The organism is Flavobacterium sp. CFBP9031 (genome assembly GCF_034044945.1).
Classification (GTDB): domain Bacteria; phylum Bacteroidota; class Bacteroidia; order Flavobacteriales; family Flavobacteriaceae; genus Flavobacterium.
This window is the reverse complement of sequence record NZ_JAXCWF010000001.1, coordinates 248,248-272,042: the sequence shown is the minus strand read 5'-3', so window position 1 is coordinate 272,042 and position 23,795 is coordinate 248,248. Positions and strand designations below refer to the sequence as shown.

The following is a 23,795-nucleotide window of genomic DNA, read 5'->3' as shown; positions in this document are numbered from 1 at the left end:
ACAAAAATATATTTTCTTTTTTTAAAATACTATTGTATGATAAAATTTTATTCGTATTATTGCATCATAATACCGTAAGCACTTCATACTGCGGTCAATTCAAATTAATTATCTACCTATTCTTTTTACAGTATTCCTTAAAATAATTAAATTCATAGAACATTCATGTTTGATATTTCTGCATTAAAAGAAATGAAGCTTTCTGAGCTTCAAGAAATAGCTAAGTTAGCTAAAACAATAAAGATTACTGGTGTCAAAAAAGAGACTTTAATTAGTCAGATTTTAGCACACCAAGAGAGCTCTAATGCGCCAGCTCAAGCTTCTCAAACAGAAGTAGTTTCTGATGCCAAAGAAGATAAACCAAAGCGTGCCAGAATTGCTCCAGCCAAAACAAAAGCAGCAAATACCAAAAATACTCCCGTTTTAGAATTTGATAAAGTAGAGGAAACTGTTCAAAAAAACGATAGTGTAGATACAATTGAGCCAATTGCAGAAACGGCGACTGTAGAAGCACAGGAAAACAAAGAGCCAGCAGCAAAAAAAGAGCCTAAAGTTGTAAAATTCAGCAAGTCGGCATACGAGAAAAAAGTAGCTCTTAAAAAAGAGAAAGAGGCTGTAAATGAAGTTCCTGCAGAGGAAAATGTAGAAGCAGCCCCATCAGAGCCAACTACTTCTGAGCCAACAGCCGAAACAGCTGAAAAAACTCCTCAAACTGCTCCTGTTAAAAAGATCAATCCGAATCAGAATAAAAACCAGAACCAAAATCAAAACCCGAATCAGAATCAAAATCAGAGCGGGAATGGCAATGGAAACGGAAATCACAATAATCAAAATCCTAATCATAAGAATAAAAAGAATAATAATAATTTCAGGGATTCAGATTTTGAATTTGACGGAATTATTGAAAGTGAAGGTGTTCTAGAAATGATGCCTGATGGTTACGGATTTTTACGTTCATCCGATTATAATTATTTAGCTTCTCCAGATGATATTTATTTATCAACTTCACAAATCAGATTATTTGGTTTAAAAACTGGAGATACTGTAAAAGGTGTGGTTCGCCCGCCAAAAGAAGGAGAGAAGTTTTTCCCTTTGGTTCGTGTATTAAAAATTAACGGACACGATCCGCAAGTTGTTCGCGATAGAGTTTCTTTTGAACACTTGACACCTGTTTTCCCTTCAGAAAAATTCAAACTAGCCGAAAAAGGCAGTTCTATTTCAACCAGAATTATAGATTTGTTTTCACCAATAGGTAAAGGTCAGCGTGGTATGATCGTTGCCCAGCCTAAAACAGGTAAAACAATGCTTCTTAAAGATATTGCAAATGCAATTGCAGCAAACCATCCTGAAGTTTACTTAATTGTTCTTCTGATTGACGAACGTCCTGAGGAGGTTACAGATATGCAGAGAAGTGTTCGTGGAGAGGTTATTGCTTCAACTTTTGATAGAGAGCCACAAGAACACGTAAAAATTGCTAACATTGTATTGGAAAAAGCAAAACGTTTAGTAGAATGCGGTCACGACGTTGTGATTTTATTAGACTCTATTACACGTTTAGCAAGAGCTTACAACACGGTTCAACCAGCATCTGGAAAAGTATTAAGTGGAGGTGTTGATGCCAATGCATTGCAAAAACCAAAACGTTTCTTTGGAGCTGCTAGAAATGTAGAAAACGGTGGTTCTTTAAGTATTATCGCAACTGCATTAACAGAAACGGGGTCTAAAATGGACGAAGTAATCTTCGAAGAATTTAAAGGAACTGGTAACATGGAGCTTCAATTAGACCGTAAAATTGCAAATAAACGTATTTTCCCTGCAATCGATCTTACATCTTCAAGTACACGTCGTGATGACTTATTATTAGACGAGAAAACATTGCAAAGAATGTGGATTATGCGTAAATATCTATCAGATATGAATCCAGTAGAATCTATGGATTTTGTAAACGATCGTTTCAAGAAAACAAAAAACAACGAAGAGTTTTTGATTTCGATGAATGACTAGTTAAAGTTGCTAAGGTTCTGAGATGCTAAGATTCTAAGGTTTTTAACTTTGAGAAAAAAAAGCAAGCCAAAAAATATATAAAACAAAAAAAGGATGAGTAAACTCATCCTTTTTTTTATGACCGTTCCTAAAAGAAACCTTAGAATCTTAGCATCTCAGCACCTTAGTATCTTAAAAAGAACTATTTCTTATCAACTACCGGTCTATTTTCTCTATTAGCTAAATCCCAAGCTACGACAAAAGCCAGTTTTGTTCTTTTAGTTAAAGTGTCGTATTCAATTTTTTGAGGTTCGTCGCCTTTTCCGTGGTAATCTTCGTGAACTCCGTTGAAGAAGAAAACGGCTGGAATACCATGTTTTGCAAAGTTATAGTGGTCAGAGCGCTCATAGAAATGGTTTGGATCTTTTGGATCATTAAATTTAAAATCTAAGTCCATTTTGATATATTTTTCGTTTTGAGCTACAACTGCATTGTGTAAATCAGAAGATAATCTGTCAGCACCAATTACATAAACGTAGTTGTTTGTATTTGAATGCTCAACATCACGACGTCCGATCATGTCGATGTTGATGTCTGCGATTGTATTGGCAATAGGAAATAATGGATTTTCAGAATAATAACGAGATCCGTGTAAGCCATGCTCTTCACCAGTTACATGAAGAAACAAAATAGAACGTTTTGGACCGTGACCTTGTTTTTTAGCTTTAGCAAAAGCTTTAGCCATTTCGATCACCGCTACAGTTCCAGAACCATCATCATCTGCACCGTTGTAAACTTCGCCGTCTTTGATGCCCACGTGATCGTAATGTGCAGAAATTACCAAAACTTCATTTGGTTTTTCTGTACCTTCAATGTAAGCCCAGATGTTTTCTGAATCTGGAAGGTTTTGATTGCGTTTTGCATTCATAAATGCTGCAGGAACTGGCTGATAGAAGTCCGACGCTCCTTTTGGAAAAGAAATTCCGCTTTTTTTGTATTGCTCGATCATGTAAAGACCTGCTTTTTTCTGTCCTTTAGAACCCGTTTCGCGGCCTTCCATTTCGTCAGAAGCAATAGTGTAAAGCATTTTTTTAAGATCTTTTTCACTGATAGCTTTAACATATTTTGACGGATCCGAATTGTCTTTGGCTGTTGTTGACTGCGCAGTTTTACAAGAATACGCAGTAACAACTAAAAATAAAATGAGTATTTTTTTCATTCTAGTTAGTGTAAATTAATAAATGTGTAAAGAACGTATAAAGTCAGTAAAAATAGGATAAAAAGAGAATTTATTATAAACAATAAAAAGCTTTTTATAAAAGAGACTATTCTTGATTCGCCATAAAAACGGTGGTGTGCAGGATAAAAATAATAGCACATCCAGATGGTTCCTGCAAATGTTGTAATTGAGGATATAAAAGACAGCGGACTATCTTCTCCAAAAAGGCCAATAACTCTTTCTATGATAAACATGATGAGGAAAATCAGTAAAAGAAAAGAGAAATAATGGAGTGTAAAAATTCCGTGATCGAAATAATACCACCTTTTTTTATTATGAAAAAGCCATAAGAAAAAAGCAAAAAACGGCATGATTATAAATAGAATTTTAGGAAGATTGTGAAAGAACGATTCAACAAACTTTACATAAATTTCTTTTTTGGTGTATTTTTCTGTGACGTGTATCGCTTTTTCAGAAAACCAATAAGAAGAAGCATTTAGCTTCTCACTTTCTTTTCCATATTTTTGAATCGAATCAAGTTCTTTCATCGTTTTAAAATGAAAATACCTTTTGTCTTCCTTTCTGCTTATTCTTAAACTATCAGTAGCTTTAGAAATTTCTTTGTTCAGCGCTTCTTCGCTTTTATCAATTTTTTCACCTACATTATTTGGAAACATTGCAATAAGCAAAAATGTAATAAAACTTATAAAAATGTAAAGTCGAACCGGCGCAAGATAAGACAAACGTTTTCCCGAAAGGTATTCTTTAGTAAGCGTTGAAGGTTTAAAAAGAAGATTTTTTATTGTTTTCCAAAAAGCATTTTCATAGTGTGTTAAATCTTCAAAAAAGTGAATAAATAAATGATGAAAAGTCTTTCGGCTATCGCTATTTTCTTGTCCACAGTTGGGGCAGTATTTCTGCTCCACAACATGTCTGCAATTTAGACAAGTTTTGTCTTCTCTAATTTTGTTATGTGACATTGGTTTATTTTAATTGATTTGTTCTGGTAGTTTTTAGGTATTTGTTTTTTGAAATTATTTTTTCAGGACTTCGTTTAAGAAAAGCTGTAAATGGTCAAAAGATCTTTTTGCAGCCACAGCATTATACGCCGCACCTTTAGAATTATCACTTCCTGCTTCAGGATTAGTAAAAGAGTGGACGGCATTTGCATAATAAATCATTTCCCAGTCTGCTTTCCCGTCACGCATTTCCTGTTGGAAAGCAGCGATTTCGTCTTTTGAAACAAACGGATCATCGGCTCCATGACAAATAAGAACTTTCGTAGCAATAGGTTCATTTTTTCTGCTTGCATCTTTTCCTAAACCACCGTGAAAGGAAGCAATACCTTTGACATTCAAATGTCCGCGGGACGCTTCAAGAACACCGCTTCCTCCAAAGCAATATCCAATAGCTACAATATTATCGGCATTTGCGCCAGCTTTTACTAATTCTTTCAAAGCGGCATCAATACGTTTTTGATACGCTTCGAAGTTTGTTTTGTAAAAACCAGCCTGTTTTCCTGCTTCGCCAGTATTTTTAGGATAATTTCCTTCGCCATAAATATCAGCGATAAAGACATGATAGCCCAGTTTAGATAACTCTTCCGCGATTCCTTTAGAAGCATTATCAATCCCAAGCCATGCCGGTAGAAGTAAGATTCCTGGATTGTTACTGCTTTTTTTAGCAGATTTTATAAATAAGCCATTAAGTTGCTGGCTTCCTTCTGTATATTTTACTGGTTTTAATTGCGCATTCATAAGATTTGAGAATAAGATTGCACTGAATAAAATGATTATGGAGTTTTTCATAATTTCTTCAATTTTTAACAAATATCAGAAATATTATGTTACAAAAAAACCTCACAAGTAAATTCTTGTGAGGTTTGTAACCAATACTTTAAAAGAATGGTTTTCTTTTTATAAGGATATGTTTCGTTTAAAAGCGCAACCCAATTCTACAATAGAATCGGTTTTGTCAATGCCTGGAATTCCGTCGATTTTTTCGTAAAGAATACGGCGCATATGTTCGTGATTTGTTGCTATTATTTTTATGTAAAGCGTAAAAGAACCTGTTACGTAATAACATTCGGTAATCTCCGGAATTTCTTTAAGAGCCTCAATAATTCTTTCAGAATCAGAATCTTTGTTTAATGTAAGCCCAGTAAAAGAAGCCCAGTCGTAGCCAATTTTCTTTTCCTGAATAATAGGTTTTATCCCAGAAATTACACCTTGTTCAATCATTCTGTTAATACGTTGATGCACCATTGTATTTGATATTTTAAGATTAGTGGCGATAGAAGAAAAGGCCATTCTTCCATCTTTTTCTAATTCTTTGATAATGCTAATATCAAATTCGTCTAATAATTCCATTCAATAAAAATCGTTTAAAAATTGAGTCTTTTGTTATTTATAAAAGTAATTCTTTTTTTTAATAAACAGACACATAATCGCATTTCGAAAAAAATAAATATGTCTTTTTAAAAGTAATTAAATTAAGTTTTTGACTTTTATTTTGTTATATTTAAGTCAAAATATCGTTTTATAGGCGGTTATTTGTTTAATTTTAATATTTTTGTAGAAATAAAAAGCATATTATGATAAGTACAGAAAAAACACTTTCATCAAAATCAGAAGTTTTGATTGAAAAAGAAAACAAATATGGTGCTCATAATTACCACCCGCTTCCTGTAGTTTTAGAGCGCGGAGAAGGCGTATATGTATGGGATGTTGACGGTAAAAAATATTATGATTTTTTATCTGCTTATTCTGCGGTAAATCAAGGTCATTGCCATCCTAAAATTGTAAATGCAATGGTAGAGCAGGCGCAAAAACTGACTTTGACTTCTCGTGCTTTTTACAATGATAAATTAGGAAACTATGAAGAATATGTAACGAAATATTTTGGTTTCGATAAAGTTCTTCCAATGAATACTGGTGCAGAAGCAGTTGAAACTGCTTTGAAAATCTCAAGAAAATGGGCATACGAAGTAAAAGGAATTCCTGAAAATCAGGCACAGATTATTGTGTGTGAGAATAACTTTCACGGAAGAACAACTACAATTATCTCTTTTTCTAATGATGAAACAGCTCGTAAAAACTTCGGACCTTTTACAGACGGGTTTATCAAAATTGAATATGATAATTTGGAAGCGCTTGAAAATGCTTTAAATTCATCTAAAAATATTGCTGGATTCTTGGTTGAGCCAATTCAGGGTGAAGCAGGAGTTTATGTTCCTTCTGAAGGATATTTAGCGAAAGCGAAAGCACTTTGTGAAAAACACAATGTTCTTTTTATCGCCGATGAAGTTCAGACAGGAATTGCACGTACAGGAAAATTATTAGCCGTTCACCACGAAAATGTACAGCCTGATGTTTTAATTTTAGGAAAAGCAATTTCTGGCGGTGTTTATCCAGTTTCGGCTGTTTTATGTAATGACGAAATCATGAATGTGATTAAACCAGGACAGCACGGATCTACTTTTGGAGGAAATCCAGTTGCAGCGGCCGTAGCGATTGCAGCTTTGGAAGTGATTAAAGACGAAAAACTAGCTGAAAATGCAGAACGTTTAGGAGTTATTTTAAGAGACGGATTGAATAAAATCGCTGAAAAAAATAACTTGATTACGCTGGTACGCGGAAAAGGACTTTTGAATGCCATCGTAATCAATACAGATGAAGATTCTGATTTGGCTTGGGAAATCTGTCTGAAATTTAGAGATAATGGATTATTGGCAAAACCAACTCACGGAAACAAAATCAGATTTGCACCGCCGTTGGTAATGACCGAAGAGCAAATTAATGAATGTCTTGAGATTATTGAGAAATCTTTGGAGGAGTTTAAAAATTAATTAATTCTCCGTAACTTTAATGATATAAAAAGGCGACTGTAATGAAACAATCGCCTTCTGTTTATAATTACTTAAAATATCAAAAAAAGTAACTATTTCTTATGAGTCAATGTTTTTATAGCATTGACTCATTTTTATTTTAGAATCTCACTTTTTTCAATTCCCATAAGGTTTTAATAAAAGTATCTACATCCTGAGTTGTGTTGTAAAAGGCTAATGAAGGACGAACTGTAGTTTCAACTCCCATTCTGCGTAAAATAGGCTGTGCGCAATGATGTCCGGTTCTTACTGCAACTCCTTCTTTATTCAAAGCCTGTCCAACCTGATCGTTTGAATAGCCTTGCAAGTTAAAAGACAAAACGCTGGCTTTATCTTTGGCAGTTCCTATTAATCTAACACCTGGAATTTCTTTTAAAAGTCGGGTAGCATATTCGAGTAAATAATGCTCGTATTGTCCAATCGCTTCAATCCCTAGTTTTGTTACATAATCAATAGCAGCGCCAAGACCAATGGCATCGGCAATGTTTCCTGTTCCAGCTTCAAAACGATTCGGAGCTTTGTGGTATTTTATTTCCTCAAAAGTCACATCCTGAATCATGTTTCCACCAGATTGATACGGTTGCATTTCGTTTAGTAAATCTTCTTTTCCATACAAAGCGCCAATTCCTGTTGGACCAAATAATTTATGTCCAGAGAAAACCAACCAATCCGGATTTAAATGCTGAACATCTACTTTCATGTGCGAAACCTATTGTGCACCATCAATTAAAACTTTTGCTCCGGCAGCGTGTGCCATTTCAACTATTTTTTTGGCTGGAGTTACAGTTCCTAATGCATTCGAAACTTGTGTAAAAGCCACTAAACGAGTTCTCGAATTCAGCAGTTTTGCATATTCATCCAACAAAATCTGACCGTCATCATCAACAGGAATCACTCTTAGCTTCAAACCTTTTTTATCAGCAAGACGTTTCCACGGAACGATATTCGCGTGATGTTCCAAATTACTGACAATAATTTCGTCGCCCGAGTTTAAATTCTGATCGCCCCAAGTTGAAGCAACTAGATTTATTCCTTCGGTTGCACCTCGAACAAAAACAATTTCGTTTACAGAACTGGCATTCAAAAAGTTTTTTACTTTTTCGCGGGCAGCTTCGTATGCATCAGATGCGCGAGCAGCCAGTTCGTGTGCCGCACGGTGAATATTTGAATTTTCATGTTCGTAGAAATAGGCAATTCTGTCAATAACCGATTGCGGTTTCTGTGTCGTTGCGGCGTTGTCAAACCAAACTAGAGGTTTTCCGTTTACGGTTTCTCTCAGAATCGGAAAATCCTTTTTGACCAATTCGGCATTAAAATGATGTCCTTTGAAAAGATTAATTTCTTTACCATCAAAAGAATTTCCGACGGCAATATTGGTACTTTTTCTGTCAAACGCAAAAGGATTCTGGTCTAAAAAATAGTAGGATGTTGCCGTTTCATTTCCGTTTAACGGAAAATCTTCTCGTTTTTTAAATTGTGTATCAACAAAAGTCAAGGCTGCCTGCAATTCAATTTCAAACGAAGAGTTTTCTGTTTGAAACGGAAGATATTGATTGTTGAGCAACAATGGCGAAAAAGCAGATTCTTCATTCAGCTGCGGATTTCCATTATTTAAATTAATATCATGAAAACCAGTATGCGGATCATCCATGTTTAAATCATGATTTTCCTGTACCCCAGAAGAAGTGTTTTTACCCTTTGGATCAAATCCCGCTCCAGCATTTGGCGGTAAAGCAAAAGCTCCCGTGTTTTCGTAATTGGATACGGTAGGAGAAGCGCCAAATCCGCTAAAGGAATGTTGAACTGGCTGTACATTCGACGGAACTGCTAAAGGAATTTGATCTAATGAGCCAATGTTTCCTGTTTGCAAGAACGTTTCTGCAATCTTTGTCGCACGCGGATGCTCGGCTTTATCCGGACTTAACGATATTTCTTTTGGAAATTCATTCGGTAAAGCTTTGAACAACTCGTTTGCCAAATGCTGCAAATCATCGATTTTGGGTAAACCGTTGTTGTTAATATTTGTACTCATGATACTTTCCTATTTCTACATCTTCTAATACAGCTATGGCATCGTCAACCAAAATAGCCAAAGAGCAGTAAAGTGAAACCAAATAAGAAGCAATTGCTTTTTCGTTGATTCCCATAAAACGAACAGATAATCCTGGAGATTGTTCGCCTTGCAATCCCGGCTGAATTAATCCGATAACGCCTTGACGGCTTTCGCCTGTACGCAATAATATGATTTTAGATTTTCCTTTTACAATTGGCAGTTTATCCGAAGGAATAAGCGGAATTCCTCTCCAAGTTAAAAACTGAGATCCAAATAGAGATGTAGTAGGAGGAGGAACGCCACGACGAGTACATTCACGTCCGAAAGCTGCAATTGCAAGTGGATGCAGTAAAAAGAATCCAGGTTCTTTCCAAACCTTAGTAAGCAATTCATCCAAATCATCTGGAGTTGGAGCTCCCGTACGTGTTTTAATGATTTGTGAAGGCACAACATTGCTCAATAAACCATAATCTTTATTATTGATTAATTCGCTTTCCTGACGTTCTTTAATCGTTTCAATTGCCAAGCGAAGTTGTTCTGAAATTTGGTTGTAAGGTTTGCTGTATAAGTCGGAAACACGGGTGTGAACATCAACAATGGTTTGTACAGCTGCGAGATTGTATTCTCTTGGATTATCGATATAATCAACAAAAGTGTTGGGTAAAACTCTTTCGTCACGAGCAGAACAATCTACTTCGATGTGATTGGCATTTTTAACTTTGTTTAAACGAAATACACCCGATTCTACTGGAGTCCAATGTAATAAATGTGTTAGCCATCTTGGTGTTACGGTTCCGATTTGCGGAACGGTACGAGTTGCAATTGCGAGCTGTCTTGCTGCAACATCGCCTAATGCGGTCTGTTGTGGTTTTGTTTCGGCCATTTTTTTTGAGTTTTAATAGGTTTATAATTTATTTTTTGATTCCTTAAAGTTATTTATAAATTTTATTCAAACAGCTCATCTACAGATAAATATCTTTCTCCTGCGTTGTAATTGAACGTTAGGATTGCAGTGTCTTTTGGTGTTTCCTTTTTGTTTTCTGAAATTGTTTTAATTTTTATTTCGTTCTTATGATACACAATAGAATTTGGAAGAATACTGTTAGTAAGCCAGACATTGCCGCCAATAATTGAATTTTTACCAACAGTTGTCTGACCGCCAAGGATGGAGCTGTTGGCATAGATTACTACATTATCTTCAATTGTTGGATGTCTTTTTATAAAAGCATCTTCTTTTTTTACACTCAAAGCCCCAAGCGTAACGCCTTGATAAATTTGTACATCATTGCCAATAATTGTGGTTTCGCCAATTACAATTCCCGTTCCGTGATCAATGGCAAAATTATCTCCGACTTGAGCGCCGGGATGAATTTCTATACTAGTTTTTATGTGTGCATATTCAGATATAGTTCTAGCAAGAAGTTTTAGATCCTGTTCCCATAATTGATGTGAAAATCGATAAATCGCAATAGCAAAAAAGCTAGGATAAGAATACAAGACTTCTTCAAAGGATTTTGCGGCTGGATCTTTTGTAAAAATAGTAAGCGCATCATTTATGGCTTTTTTGTGTAAATGCGGAATGGCTTCAAAAAAGATTTCAGTCTGTTGTCTTGAATCACTTTTGGGAGAAAAATCGGTGACTAGTTCATCAAACTGTTTTTCAAGAAGATTGAATTTATATCTTACAGATGCCTCAGTTTCATAGGTCTTTGTTGTATTTGAATACAGCAGAAGGAAGAAATCATCAATAAACTGATGGATAACTTTTTTTTCGGGAAGAATTAATAATTCCTGATGTTGTCGCGCTATTTCGTGATAAAAAGATTTCATAACAATTGGTTTTTGGTTTGTAATTGAAATTCTTACCATAACTGATATCTGAATCAAAACCTTTTAAATAGTATTTGATGACATAATAATCCTCGATGCAAAGCAGCAAAGTGATTATAGGATTACAGTAGGAAAGTGTTTGGGAAATAAAGAGAATCGCTTTTTGGCTCCCATTTTTTTAAAATGGAAATCGCTAAAAAGAAAATAGTGAAGGGATTAACAACAGAAACACATACAACAAAATGTATTGTATGTATAATTTTTAGGAAAAATGTGAGATGATATTTTTTCTGATGTTTTCAAAATGTAGTGCTTTAATTATTTAAATTCTACTAATTCTATAGACAAAGTTATATTTATTATGGTAAAATCCAAATCTTTTTTGAAATTTATTTGATACGTTATGAAATTATTCTGTGATAAATAAAATATTTTGGTTTTAATGTGCTGTTTATTAGTTGTTTGTGTTTTGTTTAAAACAATGAAAAAGGGTCGAAAAACAAGTTTTTAAAACTCATTTTTCGACCCTTGAATACTTTTTAAAATTCAAAAAAGATTTTTTTTTTAAGATTTGAATTATTTCTTAGCAGCAGCGCCCGGAATCAATTCTCCTTTTTGTTTGAATTTGCTGTATTCTACAACTCCTGTTTTATCTGCCCAATCGAAATATTTGGCCGAAAGATCGTTTACAATTCCAGGATTTTGTGCGGCAACGTTTGTTGTTTCGCCACGGTCTGCTTCAAGATCATAAAGTTCCCATTGGTAAGACGGATAAATAGAAACCAATTTCCATTTTCCTTCTCTAACCGCTCTGTTTCCAGCTCTTTCCCAGAATAAAGGAGCGCCACGGTTTACTTCGGATGCATTATCAAATAAAACAGGCAGCAAACTTTTACCAGGAAGCGGATTAGAAGTTACGCCATTTAAGTTTTTAGGATAGTCAATTCCAGCCAATTCGTAGAAAGTAGGAGCAAGGTCAATAATATGTCCAGTTCCTTTATCAATTCTTCCTGCTTTAATTTTTGAAGGATACCAAGCAATAAACGGAGAACTGAATCCGCCTTCGTGCATATTGTTTTTATAATCTTGTAAAGGTGTATTAGAAAGATATGCCCAGTTTTGTTCCTGATAATCAAAAGAACCCGAAGTTCCGATTGGTCCGTCGTTACGAACTAAACCTCTTTTTAATGGATTGTACGTATTGAAACCACCTTGAGCGCCATTATCTGCAATAAAAATAATTAAAGTGTTTTTGTCTTTCTTTAACGCTTTCAGTTTATCTAAAACCTTTCCAACATTTTGATCCATGTTGTCTACCATTGCGGCGTACACTTCCATTTTAGCTTTCCAGAATTGTTTTTCGTCATAAGTCAATTTATTCCATTCTGGAACTTCTGGGTCACGAGGAGCAATAGTTTGATTAGGAAGCAAAATGCCGTTTTCTCTTAATTTCTGAATTCTTTTTTCTCTTAAAGCATCCCAGCCCTCATCAAATTTCCCTCTGTATTTGGCAATATCTACAGGTTTTGCCTGTAATGGCCAGTGAGGCGCAGTAAATGCTAAGTATAAAAAGAAAGGTTTGTTTTCTTTGTTTTGTTCGTCTAAGAAAGTAACCGCGTTGTTTCCAATTTCATCTGTGAAGTAGTACGAATCGTCTTTTGGATGCAGTTCTTCATTATTGCGGATCATTTTTACTGGATAAGCCGTTTTCCCGAAAGGAAGCGGTTTTGTGTCGAAATAATTTGCTGCACCTTTTAAGATTCCGTAAAACTTATCAAAACCTCTTTGATTTGGCCATTGCGCTTGATCTTCAGAACCTACGTGCCATTTTCCTGACATTAAAGTGCTGTAACCTCCAGAACGGAAAACTTCACCCAAAGTCAAAGATTCCTTGTTTAAATACCCTTGATAAGCTGGCAAACCTAGATTCACATCAAAATAACCAACTCCAGCTTTGTGCTGATATTGTCCCGTTAATAAAGAAGCTCTCGTAGGCGCACAAATTGAGTTGTTGTAAAATTCGCGCAGACGAGTTCCTTCTTTCGCTAAACGATCTAAGTTTGGGGTTTTAATCTCAGAGCCGTAATTTCCTAAATCTGAATATCCCATATCATCGACCATAATCAAAATTACGTTGGGTTTAGATGATGCGGTTTGGGCTTCGGTTTTATAAGAACCAATTATTCCTGTCAATAAAACAGAAAATAAAATGTTTATTCTTTTATTCATCTTATTTATAATTTACTGTTAGTGTATTTTTAATTTTATTTCTAACACATAGAGGCATAGATTTTATAGATGTAGTAAGGCGTTTTACTTGTAATAAAGATCATAGCTATGTGTCGAGAAATATATTTCTCTTTTATATTCTTTTCGAAAGCAAAAAAACTATGTCTCTATGTGTTAAATTAATTTATGTGTTTAAAAAAAGTTATCTCCAAGCCGGAACTTGTTTCAAATTCGGATTCAAATCCAATTCTCTCTGTGGAATAGGAAAATGAACGTGTTTTGGCTGTGCGTTCGTTTTTCCCGCCGCTTTTAATTTAGCCACAAAATAATCTGGGCCTCTTCTCGCCAAGTCAAACCAACGCTGATATTCGTAAACCAGTTCTTTTCTTCTTTCTTCAAAAACCGCTTCTCTAAACGCGTCTTGACTTAGTGCTGGAGAAGTTGTTGCCAATAATTCAACTCCAGCCCTTGTTCTCACGCGGTCAACTGCGGCATACGCTTCTGGAGTTGGGCCTCCGTTTTGTTCGTTTAAAGCTTCTGCATAAATCAACAATACTTCTGCAAAACGTATAATTGGCGTATTTTTAGAAGACTGCCCCGGCGAAGTCGGCGTCGCGGGATCAAAATATTTGTTGAAATGTGGCGTAACTTTATACGTTTTTCCATCGGTCGGACTTACAAATTCGACTGCAAAAGTGATGTACTTTCTTTTGTCTGTTTCAGCGAAAGCTTCAAAAAGTTTACCTTCTTTGTGCAATGCATCTGCTTGATCTCCTGCAATTCCAGGAACAGAAGTTGGAGCAGCTGTAGAAGCCAGCATATTTCCATTCCAATTTGTTAAACCTTTAAATTGAGCTGAGAAAATATGTTCTTTTCCGTTTTTGGTTGCCACATTAAATACATCAGCATAATTTTCGAACAAATCATAAACTTTGCTGTCAATGATTTCTTTACTTTTTTCGGCTGCTTTCTGCCATTTCTTTTCAGTTAAATATACTTTTGCCAAAATACTTTTTGCAGCGCCAGCAGTTACCCGGCCTTTGTTTTGTTGCACTACAGGAAGCGCTTCGGCATCAATTAGATCGTTTTCAATCTGCGTATAAACATCTGCTTCTGGAGTATTGCTAACATTGATTGCTTCCGGCGTTAAAACTGTTGTTTCGTGTAAAACCAACGGAACATCTCCAAACCATCGTACTAAATTAAAGTATAAAAGTGCTCGTAAGAACTTTGCCTCGTTAATTAAATCTTTGTCTTTCTGTGAATTAAGATTTGGATTCTTCGCGATATTGTCAATTGCCACATTTGCTCTATTGATTCCATCATAACTTTGTCGCCATAATTCAATCATACGGTCGTTTGAAGCATCGTGCGTTAAGTTGGACAAAGCTCTAACATGTGCATTTCTTGCTCTTGGTCCTGCTTCATAATCATCTGTTGCCATTTCGGTCGCAATCTGAATTAAACGATTGTATAGCGTATGTGTCGAACTGTTTATAGCATTATGAATAGCAATAACTGCTGCATCGGCATCTTCGGTGGTTTTATAAAAATTGGTAGACGAAATAAATGCTTTTGGATCTTCGTCTAAAGAATTGCACGCACTCACTAAAAAGAGTACCGCTAAACTGAATATTATATTTTTTTTCATGATAAGTCTTTTAGAATGTTACGATTAATCCGCCTGAGATTGTTTTAGAAGCAGGATAAATTCCAGTATCTGTTCCCGGAGAAATTGTCGTTCCGTTTGTTACTTCAGGATCGTAACCTGTGTATTTTGTCCACGTTAATAAGTTCTCTCCGATAACACGGAATTTTACTGAGGTCAAACTTAATTTCTCTGATATTTTTTTTGGAAGATTATAGCTTAAAGCAATGTTTTTTAATCTCACGAACGAACCATCTTCTACAAAACGATTAGAGAAAACTGGTGCAGGATCTAATTTTGCTCTCGGCGTTGTATTGCTCGGATTTGTTGGTGTCCAAGCATCTAAAGCTGAGGTTGACGCATTTTGCTGCCCGTTGTACAATTCCAGAGCTTGTAGGTTTCCGTTCAGGATTTTATTTCCAACAGAACCATTCACTAAAATGGCCAATTCAAAACCTCGGTAAGTGAAATTATTAGAAAATCCGAAAACAAAATCGGGCTGTGCATCACCAATGCTAGTTCTATCTGCTGCGGTTGTAAACGCTCCGTCTCCGTTAATGTCTTTATACAAGCGATCTCCCGCTTTTGGCGTTGCATTTCCTGTATAAACTCCTTTTGTCGCGACTTCATCTGTCTGTAAAATTCCGTCAGTAACCGCGCCATAGAAAGTTCCTAAAGACTGGCCCACTTTTAAAATATAGTTTCCAAAAGTGTAAAATTCAGCACCATTTCCTAAAGCAATAATTTTGTTTTGGTTAAAGGCAATATTAAAGTTCGATGTCCATGAAAAAGCAGTATTTCCAAGAGAAGCATTCAAGCCAAATTCAATTCCCTGATTACGAACAGATCCAAAATTCTGAAGCGAAGAAGTAAATCCCGTTGTGTACGGAAGCTGAACGTCTAACAATAAATCTTTGGTGATTTTGCGATATACATCAACTGTTAAATTCAATTTATCATTGAAGAAACCAACATCGATTCCAGCGTCAAACTGGTTCGTTAATTCCCATCCCAAATTGTTGTTTGAAATTCGCGTAGGCGTAAAACCGGTATAAATCTGGTCTCCGAAAAGATATTTTACACTCGTTAAAGTAGATAAAGACTGGTATTCTCCAATTTCCTGATTTCCTGTAGCACCCCAGCTTGTTCTGATTTTTAAACTATTGATAACGTCTTTTACAGGATTAAAAAACGATTCGTTACTAATCTGCCAAGCTGCGGCAACAGAAGGGAAATAACCCCATTTATTGTCTTTTCCAAAACGAGAAGAACCATCGGCTCTAATACTTCCTGTTAAGAAATATTTGGAATCATAATTATAATTTACCCTCGATAAAAACGAATTCAGCGCCCAAGTGCTTTCGCCAGAAGTTGGCATTAAAGCCACATTTCCGCTTTGTAAACTGTAGTAAGAAGTAATATCATTTACATATTGCTGTGATCCAGAAGTGTTAAACTCTCGCGTTGAACTTTGCTGTGTATAACCCGCCAAAGCATTCAGATGATGTTTTTCTCCAAATACTGTTGTATACGTTAAGGTGTTTTCGTTTAACCAGCTTCTAGAATCGGCAGTTCCAATTTTTCCTTCTCCATTGGTAATAGAACCTTCATAAATGCTAGATGGGAGATAACTTTTTTCTTTGTTGAAAATCATATCGGTTCCAAAAGAAACTTTCAAAACCAAATTTTTCAAAATATCATATTCGCCGTAAATAGTTCCTAAAATACGATCGGTAATAGATTGATTTTTACGTTCGTTTAACGTTGCGATTGGATTGGCAAAAATATTTTCAAACGGATTTCTTAAAGTATAACTTCCGTCTGGTTCGTAAATCGTTGCCGTTGGAGGCATACTCAATAACGCTGTAACCAAACCGCTCGGAGCCACTTTAGATTTGGTTTCGGCAATTGTTAAGTTCAAACCAAATCTCGCTTTACTGCTTATTTTTGAATTTAAATTAACACGTCCACTGAAACGTTCAAAACCTGTATTTTTTATGATTCCTTCTTGATTGTAATAGTTTCCAGAAACCGCATATTTGGTCTGATTGTTTCCGCCAGAAACACTTAATTGATGATTTTGTGTCAGTCCTTTTTGGAAAGCCGCATCTTGCCAGTCGGTTCCTTTTCCTAATTGCGCAATTTGTGCATCACTCAGATATTGGTTTGTTCCGCCCGCTGGATTAGAATCGTATAAAGCGGCATTTCTTAATCTCGAAAAACCTTGGGCGTCTAACACATCAACTTTTTTACGAACTGACTGTTGGCCAATTGTAAAATCATAATTTACAGTGGTAGCAGTATTTGAACCTTTTTTGGTTGTGATAATAACAACTCCGTTTGCTCCTCTAGAACCGTAAATGGCTGTTGAAGAAGCGTCTTTTAAAACCGTAATCGATTCGATGTCTGACGGATTTATAGTAGAAAGCGGATTGGTTGGCGTACCGCTCAAAACACCAGAAGTGACTTCTGAATTGTATAATGGAAAGCCGTCGATTACATATAAAGGCTCATTTCCGCCCTGAATCGAACTTCCTCCACGAATACGAATGCTCATACCAGCGCCCGGCTGACCCGAAGTTTGTGTTACGTTAACACCCGCAACAGAACCTTGAAGTGAACTTTCAAGCGTTTTTTGAGTTGCTTTTAAGGACATTTGGGCTACGGTTTCGGCAGCTCCAGTATAATCTTTTTTAGAAGTGCTTCCGTATCCAATAATTACAATTTCATTCAATTCCTTCACATCTTCTTTTAATGAAATCTGAATAAAATCTTTGGTTGCGATATATTCTGCGGTAACGTAGCCTAAATAGCTTACGATTAAAGTATAAGGAAATTTTTGTCCTGTCTGAAAATAGAATTTTCCGTCTAAATCGGTTACAGAACTATGAGTTGTTCCTTTGATCTGAATCGTTACGCCAGGAATTGGCTGATTGGTAACTTGATCTACAACGGTACCATTTAAGGTCGAATTAATTAAGGGCTGTGTATTTTGTGCTTTAATTCCGATCGAAATTAAGAATACAAAAAGCCACAAAAAGGCATGTAATTGCTTGTTCATTACTTTTTTGGATTTAAATAATAAAGCAGTACGGAAACTTGGTTTTCCAATTTCCGAAGGCTTTCTTTAGTGATAAATGTTCTTTGAGTCTTGCCATTTCTGTTGCCGCAGAAATGGTTTTTACTATGAAAGGATAGGGCAGTGCATTATTTTCATTTTGTAATCTTGTTTAGTTATTATTTTTTTTAGTTAATATGGTTTTGACATAGTTAATCGTTCAATACTTTAGGTATTAATCGTTTGTTGCCAAGATGTAATTTAGTTTGTGATTTTATTTTCGATAAGAAACGAAAACGGAGATTGGATTTTTAACAGCACATGCACATATAACAAAAAGTGTTATGTGTGAATTTTTCAGGAAGAATGTAATGCGATGTGTAAGCTGTTGTTTTCAAAATGTAGTTCTTTATTGTTTAAACTCTACTAATCCTATAGACAAAGTTAATTTTATTATAATGAAAACCAAAAGATTATTTAATTTTTTTGAGGAAAAGTATATTTAAAGAATGCGAAATATATTTTAAATATTTTTAAGTGATTGTAAATTAGTTGTTTAGTGTTTTTGTTTTAAAAAATAAAAATAGATTTAAACTATTTTGTTTATACAGTTTTTACTTGCTTTTTTAAGCTTGATGTTTGAATTATAAAACTAAACCCGACAGGTTTTAAAAACCTGTCGGGTTTGATATAGAATAGTAATGCTATTTTTAAGGTTTGAAAAGCAAAAAAGCGATAATCAATGTAATAAGGATATTAAAAAATTGTGCAGCGAGAAAAGCTATTAAAGGTTTTCGGCTATTGTTTTGAAGCAAATCTTTAAAATTGGTTTCTAAACCAATGCTGGTAAAAGCCAAGGCAAACCAAAGTCCTTGGAGATTTTTTAAACTTTCTTTTAGTTCATCGCGAGTTTCTGGTGCAACAAAAAACGAAAAGACAATAGAAGCTGCAATAAAACCAATGACAAACTTTGGAAAACGCTCCCAGATTACGCCGAGAGTTGGTTTCGATTTTTGAATTTCAGAAGACTGATTGTGAGTATAAGTCCAATAAATAGAAATAGCAAAAGCGGCTAAGCCCAATAATACATTTTGAGAAAATTTGACAATTGTACTTATTTTTAAAGCTGTTTCTCCCACCAAAGTTCCTGATGCGACGACTGCTCCAGAAGTATCAATACTTCCGCCAAGCCAAGCGCCCGTAACTTCTTCGGGAAAATTAAAATGACTGGCAATGATCGGCATAAAAATCATCATAGGAATTGCAGTTACTAAAACCATCGAAATAACATAAGACAGTTTTTTAGAATCTCCTTTTATGGCGCCCGAAGTTGCAATCGCTGCCGAAACGCCACAGATAGAAACGGCACTCGAAATCATCATGGTCAATTCGTCGTCGACTTTTAGTTTTTTACATAACCAGAAGGCAAAATACCAAACGGATAAAACTACGATCAAAGCTTGAATTAAACCTAATGAACCCGCTTTTAAAATATCTGAAAAAATAACACTCGTTCCCAATAAAACCAATCCGATTTTGACAAAAAGTTCGGTTGATAAAGCAGAACGAAACCATTCTGGAAGTTGGAAGAAATTTCCAATAATCAATCCGATGACTAAACTGAAAATAACTGCTTCTAGATTTAGCGCTTTTACTTCAGAATTTCCTGCAATGATTAAGGCGATTATTGTCAAGAGATAAATGATTGGAAATCCGAAAATGAAATTTTTAATTGATTTTCCAACTAAAAAAGTGCCGATTGTTCCGATAGAAATAAAATAAAGGAATTGAAGACTAATTGTTTGAATGTTTTTAATTTCGAAAACATTGTTTATTAAGTCTGTTCCATTTGTCCATTTAAAAACAGGAACTTCTGGCAGAAAAATAAAGAGAGAGATTCCGATAATTAGAAAACCGAGAATAACGACGGTCCAATCTTCGTGGATAGTAAATTTTGTTGAGGTTGACATTGTATGTTTGCTTTCCTGCAAGGTTTCCAAAACCTTGTAGGTATTAAGTAATTATTCGAGTAGTTCAAACAAACCTACAAGGCTTTGGAAACCTTGCAGGAGTTGAGTATTTGTATTTAAATATTACAAATCGACAAAGTATTTTTGTTTGCCAAAGTCAAATTCGTAATAGGTTAAATTAGGCCAAAGCGGCTTAATTAATCCTTTTTCCCAGTTTTGTAAAGCGGCTTGTAATTCCTTTACTTTTTCAGGATTTTTTTGTGAGAGGTCTGTTTTTTCAAATTTATCAGAAGCAAGGTTGTAGAGCCATTTTTCATGGGTTCTTCCGCTGATGACTAATTTCCAGTCGCCGCTTCTAATGGCTTTTGCATCGCCCGAACGCCAGTATAAATCTTTGTGAGCTACTTTATTTTCATTTACCGTTTTTACTAAATCAACTCCGTCATAAACTCGATCTTTTGGTAAATCAGAACCAATCGCTGATGCAATGGTTGTGAAAATATCTAGAGTGCTTATAGGATTTTTGTAAACAGTATGAGGTTTGACTTTTCCTTTCCATGAAAGTGCAAAAGGAACATTGATTCCGCCTTCAAAATGAGAAAATTTACCGCCTTTTAAAGGTGCATTTGTTGTGGCAAAAGTATAATCGGCACCGCCATTGTCACTGGCAAAAACGATTAAAGTATTTTCTTCAAGACCTTCTTTTTTGATTTTTTCTCGGATTCTTCCAATCGCATCGTCTAAAGCGCTGATCATGGCAAAATAAACGCGTTTGTTTTCATCTTTTACATTCGGAAAACGATCGTAATATTTTTTACGAACCTGAAATGGCGTATGTGGCGCATTAAACGGAATGTATAATAAAAAAGGTTTGTTTTTATTTTTGTCAATAAAAGCTTCTGCTTCTTCCGCAAATTTTTCAGTTAAATAGGCTTTTTCATCAATGATAGTGCTGTCTCGGCGAATCTGTCCAATTCCGACACGGCCTTTGCCCCAAATCATTTTATCGGTAAAATCTTTGTGATGGTGATTGATGATGTCTGGATTATTGTCTTCTGGAGCAAATAAGGAGAATGCTTGATAAAAGCCGTAATGATAATCGAAACCACGGTCCAGAGGAAAAAAAACTTTATTATGTCCCAAATGCCATTTTCCAATAATTCCTGTAGCGTAACCTTGTCTTTTGGCTAAGTCGGCAAAAGTGATTTCAGATTTCGGAAGTCCTTGTGTTGCAATAGATGCATCATTTGGATATTCGATTTTATCATTTAATCTCCAATTATTGGTATTCAACAAATATTTGAAGGCGTAATATTCCAAATTGTTTTTCGGATAGCGATCTCCTGGCTGATATTCATGTCCAAAACGTTCCTGATATCTTCCTGTAATCAAACCCGCACGAGAGGGCGAACAAATTGCTGCCGATGCATATCCATCGGTAAAAGTAACTCCAGAAGCCGCCAAAGAATCAATCTGTGGAGTAGGAGTCGATTTTCCGCCATAGAGCGAAATATCATATTTGCCTAAATCATCGGCAAGGAGAATAATAATATTCGTCTTTTTTACTGTTGAATCAGATGGAGCTTTTGAAGCTAAAAAGGCTTTTTTCCCTTCGGCAAGTTTTTGATCTTCTTTGACTAATGTTCCGTCAGTGTTAATAGGCCAGAATAAAAATGCTGCTAGAATGAGAAGCACTAGTAAAATGGGAATTACAATTTTGGTTATTTTTTTATAGGTTGCCATGTATGGTTTTTGGTTGGGTTTGAGTGGAATTGATTTTTTTTGTCATTTCGACGAAGGAGAAATCTTCACGAGTAACTCCTCAACGAATATCCAATCTTTGTAGAGCTTCTTGCGAAGATTTCTCCTTCGTCGAAATGACAATATTATGGTTACGTAATTGTAAAAAGTTTCGAGACTACTTAGAAGCCAATGCAACATCAACTTCACTCTTCAAATCATTGATGCCTTCTTTCTTAAAAACAATTTTTCCATTTTCATACAAGATCAAAGTCGGAAAAACTTTTACTGTTTTTAAATCGGCAATAACTTGCGGACTGTCTTCCAATTCAATTTCTACGATTTTTAAATTGGTTCCGTATTCAGATCTGATGGTTTCTAAAACTGGCTTTACTTTTTTACAAGGCGCGCAGTATTTTGAACCAATATCGACTAGAACAGTTTTATTATCGGCAATAATTTTATTGAATTCTGCCAATGACAATTTGCTTTTTAGATTGGAATAAAAAGGTTTTCCGTTTCCGATCCAATTTGCAATTCCGCCCTCTAAACTATAGGCTTCAGAAAAGCCATTTTTTAATAATTCTTTTTCTAAAGCAACACTTCGGCCGGCTCCAATAGAATAAATAAAAACAGGTTTTGATTTATCTAGTTTAGCAACAGATTGCGCGTAGTTTTCTGATTGAAGATTAAAGTTTACAGCGCCTTCAATATGATTCAAAACAAATTCTTCAGGAGTTCTGGCATCAACAATCTGCGGATTTTTTTGGCTTTTTATTTTCGAATAAAATGAATCTAACGACAATGAGCTGTGACTTTCATTTTGCGAAAAAGCAGCAACTGCCCATAAAAAGGCAATTGCTGTTATACTGTTTTTTAAGATTTGATTTTTCATATCCAGAAGTATTAAACTTGTTCTAATACAGGTGATGGAGTTTCTTCGGTAACCGTTTTTGGTTTTAGCGGAAGCGATAATACTCCCTCGGCAAGAGAACTGCCTTCTTTTTTAGATTTAAAAATCGGCCAAAGAAACTGAGCATACCATTCTTCTTGTTTGTATGATTTTGTTCCGAATGTTTTTGGATATTTACGTGTTATTAGTCCTGTTCCGAAAATGATATCCCAGATAAAAAACATATTTCCAAAATTTCCTTTAAAATGGCCAACGCCATCTCCGCTTGTATCTGCATGATGCGCTTGGTGTGTTGCAGGAGTAGAAATCACTCTTTCTAAAACCCATGCAATCGGGTGTAATACTTTGTATTTGTAAAAAGGTTTGTCCCATGGAATGCTTGAATGCGCTCCCAAAGTGATGAAACTTTTGATTACTAAAACAAATAAAGCAGGAAGACCTAAACCTAAATAGGTTAAAGTTGCTGTCAAATAAATTTGAGAAAAGAAAAGTGTATAAATAAAGTTTTGTCTAGAAGCCATCGCCATTCCCATATACGGAGCTGAATGATGTGTTCTGTGAAAACGCCATAAAAACGGAACTTGATGATGCAATCTATGATACCAATATTGCGTTAAATCGTCTGCAATGGCAATTAAGAAAAAGCCTCCCCAAAACGGAACCCATGATAATGAGTTTGCTAAGTTTGGCAGTAAATAAGGCAAAGCAGTTAAACTAAAAAAAGCAATTACAGGAGGCAAAAGAAGTTTTGGCGCTAAGAAACAAACGATATCTATTTTGCGTTCTTCGCCAGTCCATTCATCATCGTATAAACCTGCTGCAAATTCGATAACTCCCAAAACAAGCATAAATACTGTTAATCCCCAAGTTCTGATATTGGCAAAAACGGGTTGTGCAAATTCTAAAAACGAAGGCAGTGTAATATGCGATTCACTTACAGCGCCACCCGTTAATTTAAAATAAAGGTAAATTGCCACTACAGGCAATGAATAAATGAAGAAACTTATCGTTAAGTCTCTCGTTAATTTTTCTTTTTGAACTATAGCCATGATTTCTTATTTTAAAAATTGATTTACTACTGCTAATCCGCCAGCCAGAATCGCCAGTGGAACTAAAAACAAGATTATCCCAACGACAATCTTTTTTCCTATAATTTCATAATCTACTCGTTTCATAATTCTTCGTTTTAAGTCCTGCAAGGTTTTTCAAACCTTGTAAGGATGTTTTTTTTAAGCTTTTAATTTAAACCTGCAAGGTTTTGGAAAC

Annotated in this window: 15 protein-coding genes and 1 pseudogene; 2 read left to right on the top strand and 14 right to left on the bottom strand. The window is 35.3% G+C overall.

Going from position 1 to position 23,795, the window contains the following annotated elements:
• The first annotated feature begins 165 nt into the window (after nt 1-165).
• Complete coding sequence (rho, locus tag SOM12_RS01110) at nt 166-2,004, top strand: transcription termination factor Rho (RefSeq protein ID WP_320492091.1); 1,839 nt, start codon at nt 166-168, stop codon at nt 2,002-2,004.
• 181 nt (nt 2,005-2,185) lie between these two features.
• Here the strand turns inward: rho and SOM12_RS01105 are convergent, their stop codons facing one another.
• The 4 genes from SOM12_RS01105 to SOM12_RS01090 form a co-directional block, all read right to left on the bottom strand.
• Nucleotides 2,186-3,202, bottom strand: a complete 1,017-nt coding sequence (locus SOM12_RS01105; RefSeq protein WP_320492090.1) for a M28 family peptidase — start codon at nt 3,200-3,202, stop codon at nt 2,186-2,188.
• A 5-nt stretch (nt 3,203-3,207) separates the two neighbouring features.
• Nucleotides 3,208-4,182, bottom strand: a complete 975-nt coding sequence (locus tag SOM12_RS01100; protein ID WP_095928824.1) for a DUF3667 domain-containing protein — start codon at nt 4,180-4,182, stop codon at nt 3,208-3,210.
• Nucleotides 4,183-4,236: 54 nt separating this feature from the next.
• Entirely contained in the window at nt 4,237-5,010 is a 774-nt protein-coding gene (locus SOM12_RS01095) for a dienelactone hydrolase family protein (protein ID WP_320492089.1), read from the bottom strand.
• A gap of 108 nt (nt 5,011-5,118) precedes the next feature.
• Nucleotides 5,119-5,571: an Lrp/AsnC family transcriptional regulator gene (locus SOM12_RS01090; RefSeq protein WP_095928823.1), complete on the bottom strand. Its 453-nt coding sequence runs from the start codon at nt 5,569-5,571 to the stop codon at nt 5,119-5,121.
• Nucleotides 5,572-5,795: 224 nt separating this feature from the next.
• On the opposite strand from SOM12_RS01090, the gene rocD reads away from it, so the two are divergent.
• Nucleotides 5,796-7,049, top strand: coding sequence for an ornithine--oxo-acid transaminase (gene rocD, locus SOM12_RS01085; RefSeq protein ID WP_320492088.1), 1,254 nt, complete (start codon nt 5,796-5,798; stop codon nt 7,047-7,049).
• A 139-nt stretch (nt 7,050-7,188) separates the two neighbouring features.
• Here the strand turns inward: rocD and SOM12_RS01080 are convergent.
• From SOM12_RS01080 to SOM12_RS01035, 10 genes and pseudogenes are all read right to left on the bottom strand, one after another.
• Nucleotides 7,189-8,739, bottom strand: a pseudogene (locus tag SOM12_RS01080) (family 2A encapsulin nanocompartment cargo protein cysteine desulfurase).
• A gap of 364 nt (nt 8,740-9,103) precedes the next feature.
• Nucleotides 9,104-10,024, bottom strand: coding sequence for a family 2A encapsulin nanocompartment shell protein (locus tag SOM12_RS01075; protein ID WP_095928820.1), 921 nt, complete (start codon nt 10,022-10,024; stop codon nt 9,104-9,106).
• 62 nt (nt 10,025-10,086) lie between these two features.
• Entirely contained in the window at nt 10,087-10,971 is an 885-nt protein-coding gene (locus SOM12_RS01070; protein ID WP_320492087.1) for a serine O-acetyltransferase, read from the bottom strand.
• Between the two features lie 576 nt (nt 10,972-11,547).
• A complete protein-coding gene (locus SOM12_RS01065) occupies nt 11,548-13,200 on the bottom strand; it encodes an arylsulfatase (RefSeq protein ID WP_320492086.1) in 1,653 nt (550 codons plus the stop codon).
• 202 nt (nt 13,201-13,402) lie between these two features.
• A complete protein-coding gene (locus SOM12_RS01060; RefSeq protein WP_320492085.1) occupies nt 13,403-14,851 on the bottom strand; it encodes a RagB/SusD family nutrient uptake outer membrane protein in 1,449 nt (482 codons plus the stop codon).
• 10 nt (nt 14,852-14,861) lie between these two features.
• Nucleotides 14,862-17,909, bottom strand: a complete 3,048-nt coding sequence (locus SOM12_RS01055; protein WP_320492084.1) for a TonB-dependent receptor — start codon at nt 17,907-17,909, stop codon at nt 14,862-14,864.
• A 707-nt stretch (nt 17,910-18,616) separates the two neighbouring features.
• Nucleotides 18,617-19,876: a YeiH family protein gene (locus SOM12_RS01050; RefSeq protein WP_320492083.1), complete on the bottom strand. Its 1,260-nt coding sequence runs from the start codon at nt 19,874-19,876 to the stop codon at nt 18,617-18,619.
• Between the two features lie 123 nt (nt 19,877-19,999).
• Nucleotides 20,000-21,619, bottom strand: coding sequence for a sulfatase-like hydrolase/transferase (locus tag SOM12_RS01045; protein ID WP_320492082.1), 1,620 nt, complete (start codon nt 21,617-21,619; stop codon nt 20,000-20,002).
• A gap of 175 nt (nt 21,620-21,794) precedes the next feature.
• Nucleotides 21,795-22,511, bottom strand: a complete 717-nt coding sequence (locus tag SOM12_RS01040) for a thioredoxin domain-containing protein (protein WP_320492081.1) — start codon at nt 22,509-22,511, stop codon at nt 21,795-21,797.
• 11 nt (nt 22,512-22,522) lie between these two features.
• Nucleotides 22,523-23,578 carry a sterol desaturase family protein gene (locus SOM12_RS01035; RefSeq protein ID WP_320492080.1) on the bottom strand — a complete coding sequence of 352 codons (1,056 nt, stop codon included), beginning with the start codon at nt 23,576-23,578 and terminating at the stop codon, nt 22,523-22,525.
• Between the last annotated feature and the right edge of the window lie 217 nt (nt 23,579-23,795).